This window comes from Mesorhizobium sp. LNJC394B00 (assembly GCF_000502555.1).
Classification (GTDB): Bacteria; Pseudomonadota; Alphaproteobacteria; order Rhizobiales; family Rhizobiaceae; genus Mesorhizobium.
On record NZ_AYWH01000001.1, the window covers coordinates 252,050 to 267,187 of the forward strand.

The 15,138-nt window shown below is 63.5% G+C and carries 18 protein-coding genes; 12 read left to right on the forward strand and 6 right to left on the reverse strand.

What is annotated here, in order from left to right; translation table 11 throughout:
- Positions 1–41: 41 nt before the first annotated feature.
- The 6 genes from X751_RS162190 (at position 42) to X751_RS162165 (ending at position 4,904) form a co-directional block, all read left to right on the forward strand.
- The gene (locus X751_RS162190) at positions 42–968 is read left to right on the forward strand and encodes a histone deacetylase family protein (protein WP_023685412.1); all 927 of its coding nucleotides are present in this window, start codon (positions 42–44) and stop codon (positions 966–968) included.
- A gap of 3 nt (positions 969–971) precedes the next feature.
- The gene (locus tag X751_RS162185) at positions 972–1,223 is read left to right on the forward strand and encodes an exodeoxyribonuclease VII small subunit (protein ID WP_023668433.1); all 252 of its coding nucleotides are present in this window, start codon (positions 972–974) and stop codon (positions 1,221–1,223) included.
- Positions 1,224–1,261: 38 nt separating this feature from the next.
- Entirely contained in the window at positions 1,262–1,528 is a 267-nt protein-coding gene (locus X751_RS162180) for a DUF2277 domain-containing protein (protein WP_023668432.1), read from the forward strand.
- A gap of 10 nt (positions 1,529–1,538) precedes the next feature.
- Positions 1,539–2,459 (forward strand): pirin family protein, encoded by a 921-nt coding sequence (locus X751_RS162175; RefSeq protein WP_023685413.1) that lies wholly within the window; start codon positions 1,539–1,541, stop codon positions 2,457–2,459.
- Positions 2,460–2,560: 101 nt separating this feature from the next.
- Positions 2,561–4,474 carry a 1-deoxy-D-xylulose-5-phosphate synthase gene (gene dxs, locus X751_RS162170; protein WP_023706656.1) on the forward strand — a complete coding sequence of 638 codons (1,914 nt, stop codon included), beginning with the start codon at positions 2,561–2,563 and terminating at the stop codon, positions 4,472–4,474.
- Positions 4,475–4,619: 145 nt separating this feature from the next.
- The gene (locus X751_RS162165; protein WP_023668429.1) at positions 4,620–4,904 is read left to right on the forward strand and encodes a hypothetical protein; all 285 of its coding nucleotides are present in this window, start codon (positions 4,620–4,622) and stop codon (positions 4,902–4,904) included.
- On the opposite strand, the gene X751_RS162160 is transcribed toward X751_RS162165, so the two are convergent.
- Positions 4,901–5,302, reverse strand: a complete 402-nt coding sequence (locus X751_RS162160; RefSeq protein WP_023692079.1) for a GFA family protein — start codon at positions 5,300–5,302, stop codon at positions 4,901–4,903. The genes X751_RS162165 and X751_RS162160 overlap by 4 nt on opposite strands.
- A 146-nt stretch (positions 5,303–5,448) precedes the next feature.
- On the opposite strand from X751_RS162160, the gene X751_RS162155 reads away from it, so the two are divergent.
- Together X751_RS162155 and X751_RS162150 are read left to right on the forward strand one after the other, a co-directional pair.
- Complete coding sequence (locus X751_RS162155) at positions 5,449–6,243, forward strand: TlyA family RNA methyltransferase (RefSeq protein ID WP_023743673.1); 795 nt, start codon at positions 5,449–5,451, stop codon at positions 6,241–6,243.
- On the forward strand, positions 6,240–7,475 hold the full coding sequence (locus X751_RS162150) for a class I SAM-dependent RNA methyltransferase (RefSeq protein ID WP_023668426.1): 1,236 nt from the start codon (positions 6,240–6,242) through the stop codon (positions 7,473–7,475). The genes X751_RS162155 and X751_RS162150 overlap by 4 nt, the downstream gene beginning before the upstream one ends.
- Positions 7,476–7,541: 66 nt before the next feature.
- Here X751_RS162150 and X751_RS162145 read toward each other — a convergent pair whose 3' ends face one another.
- The 5 genes from X751_RS162145 to X751_RS162130 all read right to left on the reverse strand — a co-directional run bounded on the left by X751_RS162145 (position 7,542) and on the right by X751_RS162130 (position 11,014).
- The gene (locus tag X751_RS162145) at positions 7,542–7,931 is read right to left on the reverse strand and encodes a type II toxin-antitoxin system VapC family toxin (RefSeq protein ID WP_023687145.1); all 390 of its coding nucleotides are present in this window, start codon (positions 7,929–7,931) and stop codon (positions 7,542–7,544) included.
- Positions 7,918–8,193: an AbrB/MazE/SpoVT family DNA-binding domain-containing protein gene (locus tag X751_RS1000000165100; RefSeq protein WP_081725433.1), complete on the reverse strand. Its 276-nt coding sequence runs from the start codon at positions 8,191–8,193 to the stop codon at positions 7,918–7,920. The genes X751_RS162145 and X751_RS1000000165100 overlap by 14 nt, the downstream gene beginning before the upstream one ends.
- A 79-nt stretch (positions 8,194–8,272) precedes the next feature.
- A complete protein-coding gene (gene tldD / locus X751_RS162140) occupies positions 8,273–9,685 on the reverse strand; it encodes a metalloprotease TldD (RefSeq protein WP_023735580.1) in 1,413 nt (470 codons plus the stop codon).
- A gap of 210 nt (positions 9,686–9,895) precedes the next feature.
- Entirely contained in the window at positions 9,896–10,360 is a 465-nt protein-coding gene (locus tag X751_RS162135; RefSeq protein WP_084558232.1) for a YbjN domain-containing protein, read from the reverse strand.
- A 69-nt stretch (positions 10,361–10,429) separates the two neighbouring features.
- Entirely contained in the window at positions 10,430–11,014 is a 585-nt protein-coding gene (locus X751_RS162130; RefSeq protein WP_023668422.1) for an invasion associated locus B family protein, read from the reverse strand.
- A gap of 375 nt (positions 11,015–11,389) precedes the next feature.
- Between X751_RS162130 and coxB the strand changes: the two genes are divergently transcribed.
- The 4 genes from coxB to X751_RS162110 all read left to right on the forward strand — a co-directional run bounded on the left by coxB (position 11,390) and on the right by X751_RS162110 (position 15,133).
- Positions 11,390–12,274 (forward strand): cytochrome c oxidase subunit II, encoded by an 885-nt coding sequence (gene coxB / locus X751_RS162125; protein ID WP_023687148.1) that lies wholly within the window; start codon positions 11,390–11,392, stop codon positions 12,272–12,274.
- 38 nt (positions 12,275–12,312) lie between these two features.
- A complete protein-coding gene (gene ctaD / locus X751_RS162120; protein WP_023668420.1) occupies positions 12,313–13,965 on the forward strand; it encodes a cytochrome c oxidase subunit I in 1,653 nt (550 codons plus the stop codon).
- A 71-nt stretch (positions 13,966–14,036) separates the two neighbouring features.
- Positions 14,037–14,981 carry a heme o synthase gene (locus X751_RS162115; protein WP_023668419.1) on the forward strand — a complete coding sequence of 315 codons (945 nt, stop codon included), beginning with the start codon at positions 14,037–14,039 and terminating at the stop codon, positions 14,979–14,981.
- Between the two features lie 2 nt (positions 14,982–14,983).
- The gene (locus X751_RS162110) at positions 14,984–15,133 is read left to right on the forward strand and encodes a hypothetical protein (protein WP_023698516.1); all 150 of its coding nucleotides are present in this window, start codon (positions 14,984–14,986) and stop codon (positions 15,131–15,133) included.
- Positions 15,134–15,138 lie beyond the last annotated feature (5 nt).

The window sequence follows — 15,138 nt, forward strand, 5'->3', positions numbered from 1 at the left end:
CAAACCATGGTCAAAGCGGCCGGGCGCGCCTATATCGGGTCATGGTCACCAGGCTCTACACCCATCCGATCTTCCTCGAACATCTGACGCCCCCCGGTCATCCGGAGCGGCCGGACCGCTTGCGCGCTATCGAGCGCGTGCTCGACGACGAGGCCTTCACCGCACTCGATCGGGTAACGGCGCCGCAAGGCGACGAGGCCACAATCCTCTACGCCCACCCCGAGGATTTCGTCGCCCGCGTCCGCGCCGCGATCCCTGAAAGCGGCATTGCCTCGATCGACGCCGACACGAGCGCCAGCCCGAAAAGCTGGCAGGCGGTGGTCACTGCCATCGGTGCGGCCAACGCTGCCGTCGACGATGTTTTCGAGGGCAGCGTTGCCAATGCCTTCGTCGCCGCGCGTCCGCCCGGCCATCATGCCGAAAAGACCACGGCCATGGGCTTTTGCCTGTTCAACACCGCGGCGATCGCGGCCCGCTACGCGCAGAAGAAACACGGCGCCGAGCGTGTCGCCATCGTCGACTGGGACGTGCATCACGGCAATGGCACGCAGGACATTTTCTGGGACGATCCCTCGGTGCTCTATTGTTCGACGCACCAGATGCCGCTCTATCCCGGCACCGGGGCTAAAAACGAAACCGGCGCCGGCAACATCGTCAACGCGCCGCTGGCGCCGCAGACCGGCTCGGACATGTTTCGCGATGCCTTGCTGTCGCGCGTCCTTCCGGCACTCGACAATTTCGCGCCCGATCTGATCATCATTTCCGCAGGCTTCGACGCTCACCATCGCGACCCGCTGGCCGAGATCAACCTCAGCGAGGACGATTTCGACTGGGCGACAGGCCAGTTGCTGGAACGCGCCGGGCGCCACAGCGGCAACCGGCTCGTCAGCCTGCTTGAGGGCGGCTACGATCTGCAGGGACTGGCATTTTCGGTCGCCGCCCATGTCGGGCGGCTGATGAAGGGGTAAAGTATGGCTGGCGAAGCAAATGAAGACGTGAAGGCGATGAGCTTCGAGCAGGCACTCGACGCGCTGGAAAAGATCGTCGATGATCTGGAACGCGGCGACGTGCCGCTCGACCAATCGATCAAGATCTATGAGCGCGGCGAGGCGCTGAAGGCCCATTGCGACCGGCTGCTGAAGGCGGCCGAAGACAAGGTCGAGAAGATCAGGCTGTCGCGTGATGGCAAACCGGTGGGAACGGAGCCGCTCGACGCGGAGTAGTGGAATGGGGCGGGCATAAAGCAGATAGGAGTTCAAGCATGTGCAGAAACATCAAGACCCTGTTCAATTTCGAGCCGCCGGCGACCCATGACGAGATCCGCGACGCCGCCCTTCAATTCGTGCGCAAACTGAGCGGAACGACGCGCCCCTCGCAGCGCAACCAGGCAGCCTTCGACCGTGCCGTCGAGGCGATCGCCGAATCGGCGCATGAATTGCTGCATTCGCTGGAAACCACGCATCATCCGCGCAATCGTGAAGAGGTGGCGGCCAAGGCAAAAGCCAAATCGGCGCTCCGCTTCGCCTGAGGACATCCAGATGAGTTTCTTCCCCGGCAAGGACCCTGAGCCTGGCGATGCCTTCGCCAGCGACCAGATCGAGCTCATGGTCATTCCAAACGCCAAGGACATTGGCGGCTTCCAGGTTCGTCGCGCTCTGCCGACGGCAAAGCGGCGGCTGGTCGGTCCCTTCATCTTCTTCGACCGCATGGGGCCGGCGATCTTGCGCGCCGGCCAGGCGATGGATGTGCGCCCGCACCCGCATATCGGGCTTTCCACCGTCACCTATCTGTTCGACGGCAATATCAGGCACCGCGATTCGCTCGGCACCGAGATGGTCATCCAGCCCGGCGACGTGAATTTGATGACCGCCGGCCGCGGCATTGTCCATTCCGAGCGCACGCCCGAAGAACTGCGCGGCGCGCCGATGTCGGTCTCCGGCCTGCAGACATGGCTGGCTTTGCCCGACGGCAAGGAGGAAGTGGCGCCGGTGTTCGAGAACACGGCCGCGCTCCTTCTGCCCGAGATCGACGCCGAAGGTGTTTCCGGCCGCGTGGTGATCGGCGATTTCCAGGGACTGCGCTCGCCGGTAAGAGCCGACACCGAGACGCTCTACGCCGATCTGAGGCTGGCGCCCGGCGCCAGCGTCAAAATTCCCGCCGACGCCGAGGAACGCGCCATCTACACGCTGGACGGCGATGTCTCGATCTCGGGCGACCGCTTTCCGGCCGAACGGCTGCTGGTGTTCCGGCCTGGCGACGAGATCGTCGTGTCGTCCGAGCGCGGCGCCCATTTCATGCTCTTCGGCGGCGCTTCGCTCGGCTCCCCGCGCCACATCTGGTGGAACTTCGTCTCGTCGTCGAAGGAACGCATCGAACAGGCCAAGCAGGAATGGAAGACGGGCCGCTTCGATATCGTTCCCGGAGACGAGGAAGAGTTCATTCCGTTACCGGACAATTAACGTCAGCATCACCCGCGTCACTGACACGCATTTACATTCCGGCGACGCAGGCATATTTCGCCATGATCGACGCGCATCATAGCTGAGCAGGCCCTTTACCAGTGAACGCAACGCTGCATACGCCGCTTCTCGACAAGGTCCGCATTCCAGCCGACCTGAAGAAGCTTGACGAAAGCGAGCTGCCGCAGCTGGCCTCGGAGCTGCGCGCCGAGCTGATCGATGCCGTCTCGCATACGGGCGGGCATCTCGGCGCCGGCCTCGGTGTCGTCGAACTGACGGTGGCGCTGCACTATGTCTTCAACACGCCGGAAGACCGCGTGATCTGGGATGTCGGCCACCAGGCCTATCCGCACAAGATCCTGACCGGCCGCCGCGACCGCATCCGCACGCTGCGCCAGGAGGGCGGCCTGTCCGGCTTCACCCGTCGCGCCGAGAGCGAATACGACCCGTTCGGCGCCGCGCACTCCTCGACCTCCATTTCCGCTGGCCTCGGCATGGCCATGGCGCGCGACCTCTCCGGCGGCCACAACAATGTCATTGCCGTCATTGGCGACGGCGCCATGTCTGCCGGCATGGCCTATGAAGCCATGAACAATGCCGGCGCGCTCGATGCTCGCCTGATCGTCATTCTCAACGACAACGACATGTCGATCGCGCCGCCGACCGGCGCCATGAGCGCCTATCTGGCGCGGCTTGCCTCTGGCAAGACCTATCTTGGCCTGCGCGACTTCGGCAAGAAACTGACCTCCTATCTCGGCAAGCGTGCCGATCGCGCCATCAAGCGGGCGGTCGAGCATGCGCGCGGCTACGTCACCGGCGGCACGCTGTTCGAGGAGCTTGGCTTCTACCATATCGGCCCGATCGACGGCCACAATCTCGAGCATCTGATCCCGGTGCTGAAGAACGTCCGCGACCATGCCGACGGTCCGGTGCTGATCCATGTCGTGACCCAGAAGGGCAAGGGCTACGCGCCGGCCGAGGCTGCGGCCGACAAATATCATGGCGTGAACAAGTTCGACGTCATCACCGGCGCGCAGACCAAGGCCCCGGCCAATGCGCCGGCCTACACCAAGGTGTTTGCCGAAAGCCTGGTCCAGGAAGCCCGCCTGGACGAACGTATCGTCGCCGTCACCGCCGCCATGCCGAACGGCACCGGCCTCGATTTGTTCGGCGAAGCGTTTCCGACCCGGACCTTCGATGTCGGCATTGCCGAGCAACATGCCGTGACCTTCGCCGCCGGCCTCGCCAGCGAGGGCTACAAGCCCTTCGCCGCCATCTATTCGACCTTCCTGCAGCGCGCCTACGATCAGGTCGTCCATGATGTGGCGATCCAGAAACTGCCGGTGCGTTTCCCGATCGACCGCGCCGGTTTCGTCGGCGCCGACGGCGCCACTCATTGCGGCGCCTTCGACACCACCTTCCTGGCGACGCTGCCGGGCTTCGTGGTGATGGCGGCCGCCGACGAGGCGGAGCTTCGCCACATGGTGCGCACCGCCGCCTATTATGACGAAGGCCCGATCGCCTTCCGCTATCCGCGCGGCAATGGCGTCGGCGTCGACATGCCGGAGCGCGGCTCGGTGCTCGAAATTGGCAAGGGCCGCATCGTCAGGGAAGGCACCAAGGTGGCGCTTCTGTCCTTTGGCACAAGACTGCAGGACTGTCTGCTGGCGGCCGAGGAACTCGGCGCGGCAGGGCTTTCGACGACGGTTGCGGACGCCCGTTTCGCCAAGCCGCTGGACGAGGATTTGATCCGCCGTCTCGCCCGCTCGCACGAAGTGCTGGTGACGGTGGAAGAGGGGGCTGTCGGCGGTTTCGCCAGCCACGTGCTGCAGTTCCTCGCCCATGAAGGCTTGCTGGAAAGCGGTCTGAAAGTTCGGCCGCTGGTGCTGCCGGACGAGTTCGCCGACCACGCCAAGCCGGAAAAAATGTATGCCGATGCCGGGCTCGACGCGGCCGGCATCGTGCGCACCGTGTTCGTCGCGCTCGGCCATTCCGCGCGCGCGCAGCGCGCCTGAATCAAACCTCACGCAGCTGAAGCAGTTGCCTGTGCAAGCCTGACACTTTGTTAACGCTTCTCTTTGGCGTTTCGCTTACCGTCTCTTTTGGCCGTTTTTCAACGCCGCCCTGCTAGAACTGCCTCCAGGCAGGGAGTTAAAAACAATGCGAACGCTTCTGTGCGGCGCGGCCCTTTTGGCCGTCATCGCCGCGCCGGCCATGGCCGAGACGCGCTATGACCGCAAGCTCGAACAGGCGGTGGCAGGCATCGTCGCCCGCAAGATGGGCGATATCAGGGGCGCTTTTTCCTACAAGCAGGTGCCGCAGCTTGTCGTCGTGCCGGACGCACCAGTCGTTGCTGTCGAGCGCCCGCGCAAGCAGGCTTCAGATGACGGAAGCGACGGCCTGATGCCGGCCGTTGAACGGCAGGTCTCACGGACGATCTTCTAAAACCACATATCGCGCACGCAGCGCCCATCGCGCGGCAGGTCGTCATAAGTGTCCAGCCCGTCGAAATGGTCGATCGGCAGGTCGGCGACCGCCTCCGGCGGTGCCAGCCTGACATTGACGGCGATCCGCGTGCGGCCGCTGTCGCTGCGGCGCAAACCGCGCCAGGCAAGCACACAGGCACATGTCGGGCAAAACAGTATTTCCAGCGACGGCGTCTCCTTGCCAGCGCGGGTGTAGGACTGCACAGGCCCCACAAGCCGGATACGCTCGTCGACAAAGTCATAGGCCCAGAGTGTGCCATAGCGGCGGCAAAGCGTGCAATTGCAGGCCGTGATCGGGCCGGGATCGCCTTCCAGGGTCCAGTGGGCGGCGCCGCAATGGCAGGTTCCCGTCAGCATTCGTCTTCCTCCGCATTGCCTGAGCCTCTACATCTTGCCGGACTGGCTGCGCTATTCAACCGGGCGGACTGGCTTGCGGCCCGGGTCTCGACGTCCTCCTATGCCAATGTCCTTGCCTTCGCGGCCGGCTTTCGCCATGAAGGCCGATGAACTCCCCTCTGCCAGCCAGCACACGCCAGCGGCTCGACGAATTGCTCGTCCAGCGCGGCCTGTTTGCGAGCCGCTCGCGCGCCCGCGACGCGGTCGAGCGCGGCACCGTGACGGTCGACGGCGTGGTCGCCCGCAAGCCCGGCCAGACGGTTCTGCCGCACTGTCTCATCGTCATCGACGACCCGGCGCAGGGTTATGTCTCACGCGCGGCGCTGAAGCTGATCGCCGGGCTCGACCATTTCAGTCTCGATCCCGCGGGCAGTGAAGCCCTCGATATCGGCGCCTCGACAGGCGGCTTCACCCAGGTGCTGCTCGAACGCGGCGCGGCCCATGTCACTGCCATCGATGTCGGCCACGGCCAGATGCATCCCGGTGTCTCGTCCGACCCGCGCGTCACCGTGATCGAGGGCCTCAACGCTCGCGAGCTCGCGGCTGCCGATCTCGGCGGCCGTATCCCCGATTTCATCGTCTCCGATGTAAGCTTCATCTCGTTGAAACTGGCGATGCCACCGGCGTTGGCATTGGCACGGGACGGCGCTCGTGCGGTGTTTCTGGTCAAGCCGCAATTCGAGGCCGGCCGCGAGGCGATCGGCAAGGGCGGTCTTTTGAAAGACCCTTATGACGCCGCCCGTGTGGCCGGCTTGCTGCAGGAATGGCTCGAAGGCGTCCCTGGCTGGCGTACATTGGGCTTGCACAGGTCGCCGATCGAAGGCGGGGACGGCAACCGCGAATTCCTGCTTGCCGGGATCAAGGATGCCGGGACCAAGGATGCCGGGACCAAGGACCGATGAGCACGGGCTTCACCATCAAGAGACTGGGTTCGCAGGGCGACGGCGTCGCCGAGACGGAAACCGGCGAGCTGTTCATTCCCTTCACCCTGCCCGGCGAGACCGTCACCGCCGCGCGCGAGAGGGATCGCGCCATGCTGATGGCGGTATTGGAGACGTCGCCGCTGCGTATCGATCCGGCCTGCCGGCATTTCACCGAATGTGGCGGCTGCGCCGTCCAGCATCTGCAAGCCGACGCTTACCAGCAATGGAAACGCGACAAGGTCGTGCATGCCTTGAAAGGCATTGCCGGCGACATCGGCGCCCTGGTGCCGTGTGCGCCACACACACGCCGCCGCGTCGTGCTTGCCGCCAGGCGCGCCGACACAGGCATGCTGCTTGGCTTCCATCGCCATCTGTCGCCGGAAATCATCCCCATCGAGGAATGTCCGATCTCGCTGCCGGAGATCGTTGCCGCGCTCGATCGCTTGAGGTCGGTCGCCGACCTGGTTTGCGCCACCACCAAATCGTTCCGGATGGCGGTCACTGTGACGGGCTCGGGGCTTGACGTCGCTGTCTATGAGTCGGGCAAGCTGGGCGAGAACCAGCGCCGGGTCGCCTCCAACTTCATCATGGCCAATGGCTTTGCCCGGCTTTCGATCGACGACGAGATTGTCATCGAGCCGAAAAAGCCGGTGGTCATGTTCGGCACCGTCGCTGTCGCCATACCGCCTGGCGCCTTCCTGCAGGCAACGCAAGCCGCCGAACAGACGATGGCCGATCTCGTTGGCGGACATCTGAAGCGTGCCAGGAAAGTCGCGGATCTTTTCGCCGGCTGCGGCAGCTTTGCGCTTCGGCTGGCGGCCAAATCCGAAGTCCACGCGGTCGAAGGCGACGCGGCAGCCCTTTCGGCGCTCGACCGCGGATCGCGCTTCGCCACCGGCCTGAAGCGGGTAACCGGCGAACGCCGCGACCTGTTCCGGCGGCCGCTGACGTTCAAGGAGCTGAATGCTTTCGATGGCGTCGTCTTCGACCCGCCGCGCGCCGGCGCCGAGGACCAGTCGAAGCAGATCGCCCGCTCGGATGTGCCGTTCGTCGCCGCCGTCTCCTGCAATCCGGTGACGCTGGCACGAGACCTGCGCATCCTGATTGACGGCGGCTACATCTTGAAGAGCGTCACGCCCATCGACCAGTTCCTGTGGTCGCCGCATGTCGAGGCCGTGGCGCTGCTGGAGAAGCCGAAACGGCGACGTTAATCCGCCGATTTTCACAAGGCCGTGCTTGAGTTTGCCGCCCCCCGCAAGACGTAGCCGGCTGGCAAACTAGCCTTCGCGAACGCTTTCGTACCCGGCCGCTTGTGCGGCCTTGATGAACTTACGGTCGAAGGACACAAATGCTGAGCAGTGCGAGGACTTGCCCAGATGGAGCGCATCGGCGAAATCCATTCCCGTCTCGGCTAGATCGACCGCGGAAGAGACCATCGCAGCATCCTCTATCTCGACAGTGGGAAGCCCGCCGAACACCCGCAGTGCATTGACGATCGAGGCCTGATCATAACCATAGCCGCTGCGCAGCACCCACTCAGCCTCCAGGATCACCGTGACGGCGACGAAAACGGGCTGACCGTCGATCAGCCGCCGGGCTCGCGGGGACTGCTCGGGATCGTCGTTCGTCAGATACCTGACGACAACGTTGGTATCAATCGCGAGCATGGCGCCGCCGTGCTTCAGCAAGGACGGCCGCGTCCATCTCCTCCAAGGTCTTCGGTCTGCCACTGTGCGGCAGGACACCAAAGACATCTTCTGGTCGTGTCGGGGCAAAGGCAGGCGCCGGTCTCAAAAGTACACCGTCCGGTGTGTCTTCGACCTGCAGGCGCGTGCCCGCGCCCCAGTCCCTCCGTTTGCGGATAGCGCTGGGCAGGATGACTTGTCCCTTGGTCGAGACGGTCGTTATAAGCTTTTCTATTGCACCCATTGCGGTATTACCCTTGTGTAAGACAAAGGTAAGATATCCCTGTGAGGGGAACTATTCAAGCCCGCCGACGTCTCCTCGCTCAAACCCTGGTGCCGCCGACCGTCATCTGGTTCATCCTGAGATGCGGCTGGCCGACGCCGACCGGCACGCCTTGTCCGGCCTTGCCGCACATGCCGATGCCGGTGTCGAGTTTCATGTCGTTGCCGATCATCGACACACGGTGCATGGCGTCCGGTCCGTTGCCGATCAGCATGGCGCCCTTGATCGGCTGCGTCACCTTGCCGTTTTCGATCATGTAGGCCTCGGTGCAGCCGAACACGAACTTGCCTGAGGTGATGTCGACCTGGCCGCCGCCGAAGGATACGGCATAGATGCCGTTCTTGACCGAGGCGATGATCTCGTCCGGCTCCATGTCGCCCGCCGTCATATAGGTGTTGGTCATGCGCGGCATCGGCTGGTGCGCATAGCCTTCGCGCCGGCCGTTTCCCGTGGCTTTCATGCCCATCAGCCGGGCGTTCTGGCGGTCCTGCATGTAGCCGACAAGCTTGCCGTCCTCGATCAGCACATTGCGGGCCGAAGGCGTGCCTTCATCGTCGACGGTCAGCGAACCCCGCCGCTCCGGCATGGTGCCGTCATCGACCACGGTAACGCCCTTGGCGGCGACCTGCTGGCCGAGCAGGCCGGCAAAGGCGGAGGTCTTCTTGCGGTTGAAGTCGCCCTCCAGCCCATGGCCGACGGCTTCGTGCAGCATCACGCCTGGCCAGCCGCTGGACAAAACGATGTCGAACGTTCCGGCCGGCGCGGGAATGGCTTCGAGATTGACCAGCGCCTGCCTGAGCGCCTCCCTGGCCGCATGCTTCCAGGCGTCCTCGACCAGGAACTCGCCGAACGCCTTGCGCCCGCCCATGCCATAGGAGCCGCTTTCCTGGCGGTCGCCGTCGCCGACGACGACGGAAACGTTGATGCGGACCAGCGGGCGGATGTCGCGCACGATCTGGCCGTCGGCGCGCACGATCTCGACATGCTGCCAGGACGCCGCGAGCGAGGCCGTCACCTGGCGCACGCGCGGGTCCTCGGCGCGCAGCCATGCGTCGATTTCCTGCAACAGCTTGGCCTTGACCTCGAAGGAGGGCGAGGGGATCGGGTTCTCCTCGCCATAGAGATGGCGGTTGGTGCGCGCGGGTGCCGCGGCAAGCGTGCCGGAATAGCCGCCCCTGACTGTCGAGACGGCGTCGGCGGCGCGCAGCAGCGACGCCTCCGAAAGATCGCTGGAATGAGCGTAGCCGCTGGCCTCGCCGGCCACGGCGCGCAGGCCAAAACCCTGGTCGGTGTTGAAATTGGCGGTCTTCAGCCTGCCATTGTCGAACATCAGCGCTTCGCTCTCGCTGTATTCGAGGAAGAGTTCGCCGTCATCGGCGCCGTTCAGTGTGTCGGCGACGATCCGCTTGATGCGATCATCTGAAATGTCGAATTGGCCGGTCAGGCTGTTCATGGCAGGTCCGCTCACAGGAGGAATGGTGTTGCCACGATGTAGGCGCGAAGACGCGCCTGCACAATCCGCAATGACGATCCGCAGCCGGACAGTGGAGCGCTAATGCATGTCGCCCAGAAGTGTGCCGCGGTTCTGGGATAACGACATGCATCAAACAAAGACCTAAAGCGCGTCGTATGAATCCGTTTCAGCGCGACGCGCTTTAGGGCTCTACTTCTCGTCCACGAACGATTTGATGTCGCTGGTCATGGAATCCCAGTTCGAGAACTGCTCTTCGAGGTAGGAGCGGGTAACCCCGCCCCTGAACATGACATCCATCTTGAAGTTCGACCCGTCACCCGAAAAGGCCTTCACCCAGCGATATTTCTTGTTCCATTCATTGGCCTGGTCGGCCGTGAAGGGGTCGGTATAGCCCGAGGAGAACTGGATCGACTTGCACTTCTCATGGTTTTCGCAGCCATAGAAGTAGATGACATATTTCATGCCCTGAAGCCGGCCCGAGACCATCGGATCGCCCGTGTCCTTGTCCATCTTGGCCGAGCCATAGCCTTTCGCAAGCTCGAAAATGACGGCCGGATCGGGCGCCGTGATGATTTCGGAATCCTCGGCAAAGGCGACGGAAACGGCGCCGGTCAGGATTAGACCGGTCGACAAAAGCAAAGAACAAGCACGCATGATGACCCCCACAGCCAAAGATCAAACCCGTGGGAATTGTGAGGAAAGACGGTTTCGCAAGCATCAAGCTCAGGGCAGGGCGGCAAAACCGTCGGCGAAGCCCTTGAGGTCGACGGGGATGCCGATGCCTTCTTCCGGCGTCTGGAAGACGATGAAGGTGGCCGACGTCCCGGTCTTCAGCGTATCGAGCAGCGGCTTTTCGAGAATGACCTCGGCATAGCAGCCGTCCTGGAAGCAGCGCACGAAATAGGCGCGGCCAATATCCTTGCCGTCGACATTGAGGCCCAGGCCATTGGGCAGCAGAACGCCGAGCGGGGCCAGCACGCGCAGGATCTCGGCCTTGTTGTCGGCGGTGCGCAGGACGACGACGGACAGTCCCATTTCCGGGCGATCCTCGGCAACGACGTTCTGCATCATCACGCATTGTTCCGAGGTGGCGCCGGCCGGCGTGTCGCAGATGATCGACCACGCGCCATGCGTTGACTTGACCGTGCCGCTGGGCTGCGCTGCATTGGCGACGCCGGTTGCGGACGAGCCGATACCGATCAGGGCGGCGAGAAAAACGACCTTCGCCCCGCTTCTCGAAAGCCAAGCGCTTTTCGAATGCCAGGCGCTCTTCGAATGCCAGGCGTTTCTCGAAAGCCAAGAGGTCATGACGGCTCCATTGCGAATCACGGCACTTTAAGCCGCGCCAAGGCCAAGTAAAGGATAGGGCGACCGCCGGTCAGCCCCGGCAGGCGCAATAATGCGCTTTTCCCTAGCAAATTCGCCCGAATTGCGACCGTCGGGCGCATTCCTGACACAAGCCCGCATAGCCTGTCTGTCGACGACCCGCGCGGGCCACGAGGCCGTCGAAACAGCGCGGCAGCACTTGCGCGCAAAAATGCCGCACGGTTTCGCCCGCTCCTTTCTTGCGGAGGGAAATAGAGTATGGTTTGAACCACCCTTGGGACTGTCCGGGATTCCCATCCCGGCATTGTTCGATATTCTTGCGTCGCGATCGCGAGGAACCGGGAGATGAAGAGGGCGATGAGAAAATTCCCAGCAAGCGCCAAATTGATGGCAACGGCAGGCGCCGCCGCCGCATTTTTCGCCGGTGCCTCCGCCCATGCGGCCCAGCCGCAGCCGTGGGAGATGACTTTTCAGCCGCCGGCGACAGACATGATGCGGCAGATCGAGTGGTTCGGGAACTACACGATGTGGTTCGTCGTCCCGATCACTGCTTTGGTTCTGGCGCTTCTCGCCTGGTGCATCTTCAGGTTCCGCGCCAGCAAAAACCCGGTTCCGTCCAAGACCAGCCACAACACGCTGATCGAGATCATCTGGACAGTCGGGCCGGTCGTCGTCCTGCTGTTCATCGCCATTCCCTCGTTCCAGTTGCTGACGGCGCAGTACACGCCGCCGGAAGAGGCCAAGCTGACCGTCAAGGTAACGGGCAATCAGTGGAACTGGGACTATGAGTACCAGACCGAGAACACGCTCTCCTTCAACTCGGCCATCCTGCAGGACGCCGACCGCGCCGCGATCGGCAAGGAAGACCGCAAGGTCTATCCGCGCCTGCTGGCGGTCGACAACGAGCTGGTCGTGCCGGTCAACACCATGACGCGCGTCCTGGTTACCGCAGCCGACGTGATCCATTCCTTTGCCGTTCCGGCCTTCGGCATCAAGATGGACGCGGTTCCCGGCCGCACCAACGAGACGTGGTTCAAGGCGGAAAAGGAAGGCATCTATTACGGCCAGTGCTCGCAGCTCTGCGGCAAGGACCATGCCTTCATGCCGATCGCCGTCCGCGTCGTATCCGATGCGCAGTACAAGACCTGGCTGGCAGCAGCCAAGACCGACCTCCCCGGCGCCAACAAGGCGCTGATGGCCGAGGTCGACGGTACCAACAAGGTAGCGGCCGCCGGCAATTGATGCCGCGGGTTAGCAAGAATTAGGGAACGGAGCCGACCATGGCAGAAGCTGCAGCTCACGACGACCACGACCACAAGCCCTATCATGGCTGGGTCCGGTGGGTGTACTCCACCAACCACAAGGACATCGGCACGCTCTACCTGATCTTCGCGATCTTCGCGGGCATCGTCGGCGGCGCGCTTTCGGTCGTCATCCGCATGGAGCTGCAGGAGCCGGGCATCCAGATCTTCACCGGTCTGGCGCAGATGGTCTATGGCATGAACGGCGATGCCGCCATCGACGGCGGCAAGAGCATGTACAACGCCTTCGGCACCGCGCACGCGCTGATCATGATCTTCTTCATGGTCATGCCGGCGCTGATCGGCGGCTTCGCCAACTGGATGGTGCCGATCATGATCGGCGCGCCTGACATGGCCTTCCCGCGCATGAACAACATCTCGTTCTGGCTGCTGCCGCCGGCCTTCCTGCTGCTCATCGCTTCGGCTTTCATGCCGAGCGCGCCCGGCGCCTATGGCGTTGGCGGCGGCTGGACGCTCTATCCGCCGCTGTCGACCTCCGGCCAGCCCGGGCCGGCCATGGATCTGGCGATCCTGTCGATCCACATTGCCGGCGCGTCCTCGATCCTCGGCGCCATCAACTTCATCACCACCATTTTCAACATGCGCGCGCCGGGCATGACGCTGCACAAAATGCCGCTATTTGCCTGGTCGGTTCTGATCACCGCCTTCCTGCTGCTCTTGTCGCTTCCGGTTCTGGCCGGTGGCATCACCATGCTGCTTACCGACCGCAATTTCGGCACCACCTTCTTCGCCCCGGATGGCGGCGGCGATCCGATCCTGTTCCAGCATCTGTTCTGGTTCTTTGGTCACCCCGAAGTGTACATCCTGATCCTGCCGGGCTTCGGCATCATCAGCCACATCGTCTCGACCTTCTCGAAGAAGCCGGTGTTCGGCTATCTCGGCATGGCCTACGCCATGGTCGCGATCGGCGCCGTCGGCTTCATCGTCTGGGCGCACCACATGTACACGACCGGCCTGTCGCTCGACACGCAGCGCTACTTCGTCTTCGCCACCATGGTCATCGCCGTACCGACAGGCGTGAAGATCTTCTCCTGGATCGCGACGATGTGGGGCGGCTCGATCTCGTTCAAGACGCCGATGCTGTGGGCGCTGGGCTTCATCTTCCTGTTCACGGTCGGCGGCGTCACCGGCGTCCAGCTCGCCAACGCCGGCCTCGACCGCTCGCTGCATGACACCTATTTCGTCATTGCCCACTTCCACTATGTGCTGTCGCTGGGTGCGGTCTTCGCCATCTTCGCCGGCTGGTACTACTGGTTCCCCAAGATGACCGGCTACATGTACTCGCCGGTGATCGCCAACACCCACTTCTGGGTCACCTTCGTCGGCGTCAATTTGATCTTCTTCCCGCAGCATTTCCTCGGCCTGGCCGGCATGCCGCGCCGCACCATCGACTATCCCGACGCGTTCGCCGGCTGGAACATGGTGTCGTCCTACGGCTCCTATATATCGGCCGTCGGCGTGGTGATCTTCCTCTATGGCGTGTTCGAGGCCTTCCAGAAGAAGCGCGTCGCCGGCGCCAACCCGTGGGGCGAGGGTGCAACGACGCTCGAATGGCAGCTGCCTTCGCCGCCGCCTTTCCACCAGTGGGAACAGCTGCCGAAGATCAAGTAAGGCAGCCCGAATACGAAACCGCCGGCCCGCCGGCGGTTTTCGGCCAACGGAATGATTGGACTTATGTACGCATGGCCCTTGTCGACGACCCAATGATTGACGAAGCGGGCTTTCGCATGTCGGAAGCCACGTCGGGCGATTTCTTCGCCCTGCTGAAGCCGCGCGTCATGTCGCTGGTGGTGTTCACGGCCTTTGTCGGCATGGTCGCTGCGCCCGTGACCATCAACCCGCTGCTGGCGGTGATCGCCATCCTGGCCATTGCCATCGGCGCCGGCGCCTCGGGTGCGCTCAACATGTGGTACGACGCCGACATCGATGCGGTGATGAGCCGGACCGCCGGCCGCCCGGTACCGTCCGGCCGCATCCTGCCCGGCGAAGCCCTGAGCTTCGGCCTTGTGCTTTCGGTGCTGTCGGTGATGACCCTGGGCGTGCTGGTCAACTGGCTGTCGGCGGCGCTGCTTGCCTTCACCATCTTCTTCTACGCCGTCGTCTACACGATGTGGCTGAAGCGCTCGACGCCGCAGAACATCGTCATCGGCGGCGCCGCCGGCGCCATCCCGCCGGTCATCGGCTGGGCCGCGGTGACCGGAACGGTGAGCCTGGAAAGCCTCGTCCTGTTCCTGATCATCTTCCTGTGGACGCCGCCGCACTTCTGGGCGCTGGCGCTGTTCAAGTCCGACGACTACGCCAAGGCCGGCATCCCGATGATGCCGAACGTTGCCGGCCAGGCCTCGACCCGCCGCCAGATCTTTGCCTACGCCCTGATCCTGGCGCCGATCGGCGTGCTGCCCTGGGTGCTCGGTTTCACTACCGCCTTCTATGGCGTCGCATCAGTGGCTCTCGGCGCCGGCTTCGTCTGGTATGCCTGGAAAGTGCTGTGCATGACCGATAGCGACCGCGTCATGAAGCCGGCCAAGGCTCTGTTCGCCTATTCGCTGCTCTACCTCTTCGCCATCTTCGCCATCTATCTTGCCGACTGTGTCGTCGGTCGCGCTTTGGCCATCGGTGGAGCATGACTATGATCGACAAGAAGCTTGAACTGGTCACGCTGACCGAAAGCCAGAAGAAGGCGCGGCGCAACCGTTCGGCGGCGATCGGCGTCGCGCTGGCGATTCTGGTCGTCATCTTCTACGTCGCGACCATCGTGAAATTCGGCCATACCGGATGAGGCCG

Bases quoted from the DNA above. Each gene is read 5' to 3' on its own strand.
- X751_RS162185 (WP_023668433.1), top strand. From the start codon at position 972: ATGGCTGGCGAAGCAAATGAAGACGTGAAGGCGATGAGCTTCGAGCAG.
- X751_RS162150 (WP_023668426.1), top strand. From the start codon at position 6,240: ATGAGCACGGGCTTCACCATCAAGAGACTGGGTTCGCAGGGCGACGGC.
- X751_RS162160 (WP_023692079.1), bottom strand. From the start codon at position 5,302: ATGCTGACGGGAACCTGCCATTGCGGCGCCGCCCACTGGACCCTGGAA.
- X751_RS162190 (WP_023685412.1), top strand. From the start codon at position 42: ATGGTCACCAGGCTCTACACCCATCCGATCTTCCTCGAACATCTGACG.
- X751_RS162155 (WP_023743673.1), top strand. From the start codon at position 5,449: ATGAACTCCCCTCTGCCAGCCAGCACACGCCAGCGGCTCGACGAATTG.
- X751_RS162145 (WP_023687145.1), bottom strand. From the start codon at position 7,931: ATGCTCGCGATTGATACCAACGTTGTCGTCAGGTATCTGACGAACGAC.
- X751_RS162110 (WP_023698516.1), top strand. From the start codon at position 14,984: ATGATCGACAAGAAGCTTGAACTGGTCACGCTGACCGAAAGCCAGAAG.
- X751_RS162135 (WP_084558232.1), bottom strand. From the start codon at position 10,360: ATGCGTGCTTGTTCTTTGCTTTTGTCGACCGGTCTAATCCTGACCGGC.
- tldD (WP_023735580.1), bottom strand. From the start codon at position 9,685: ATGAACAGCCTGACCGGCCAATTCGACATTTCAGATGATCGCATCAAG.
- X751_RS162180 (WP_023668432.1), top strand. From the start codon at position 1,262: ATGTGCAGAAACATCAAGACCCTGTTCAATTTCGAGCCGCCGGCGACC.
- X751_RS162130 (WP_023668422.1), bottom strand. From the start codon at position 11,014: ATGACCTCTTGGCTTTCGAGAAACGCCTGGCATTCGAAGAGCGCCTGG.
- ctaD (WP_023668420.1), top strand. From the start codon at position 12,313: ATGGCAGAAGCTGCAGCTCACGACGACCACGACCACAAGCCCTATCAT.
- X751_RS162115 (WP_023668419.1), top strand. From the start codon at position 14,037: ATGGCCCTTGTCGACGACCCAATGATTGACGAAGCGGGCTTTCGCATG.
- X751_RS162165 (WP_023668429.1), top strand. From the start codon at position 4,620: ATGCGAACGCTTCTGTGCGGCGCGGCCCTTTTGGCCGTCATCGCCGCG.
- X751_RS1000000165100 (WP_081725433.1), bottom strand. From the start codon at position 8,193: ATGGGTGCAATAGAAAAGCTTATAACGACCGTCTCGACCAAGGGACAA.
- X751_RS162175 (WP_023685413.1), top strand. From the start codon at position 1,539: ATGAGTTTCTTCCCCGGCAAGGACCCTGAGCCTGGCGATGCCTTCGCC.
- coxB (WP_023687148.1), top strand. From the start codon at position 11,390: ATGAGAAAATTCCCAGCAAGCGCCAAATTGATGGCAACGGCAGGCGCC.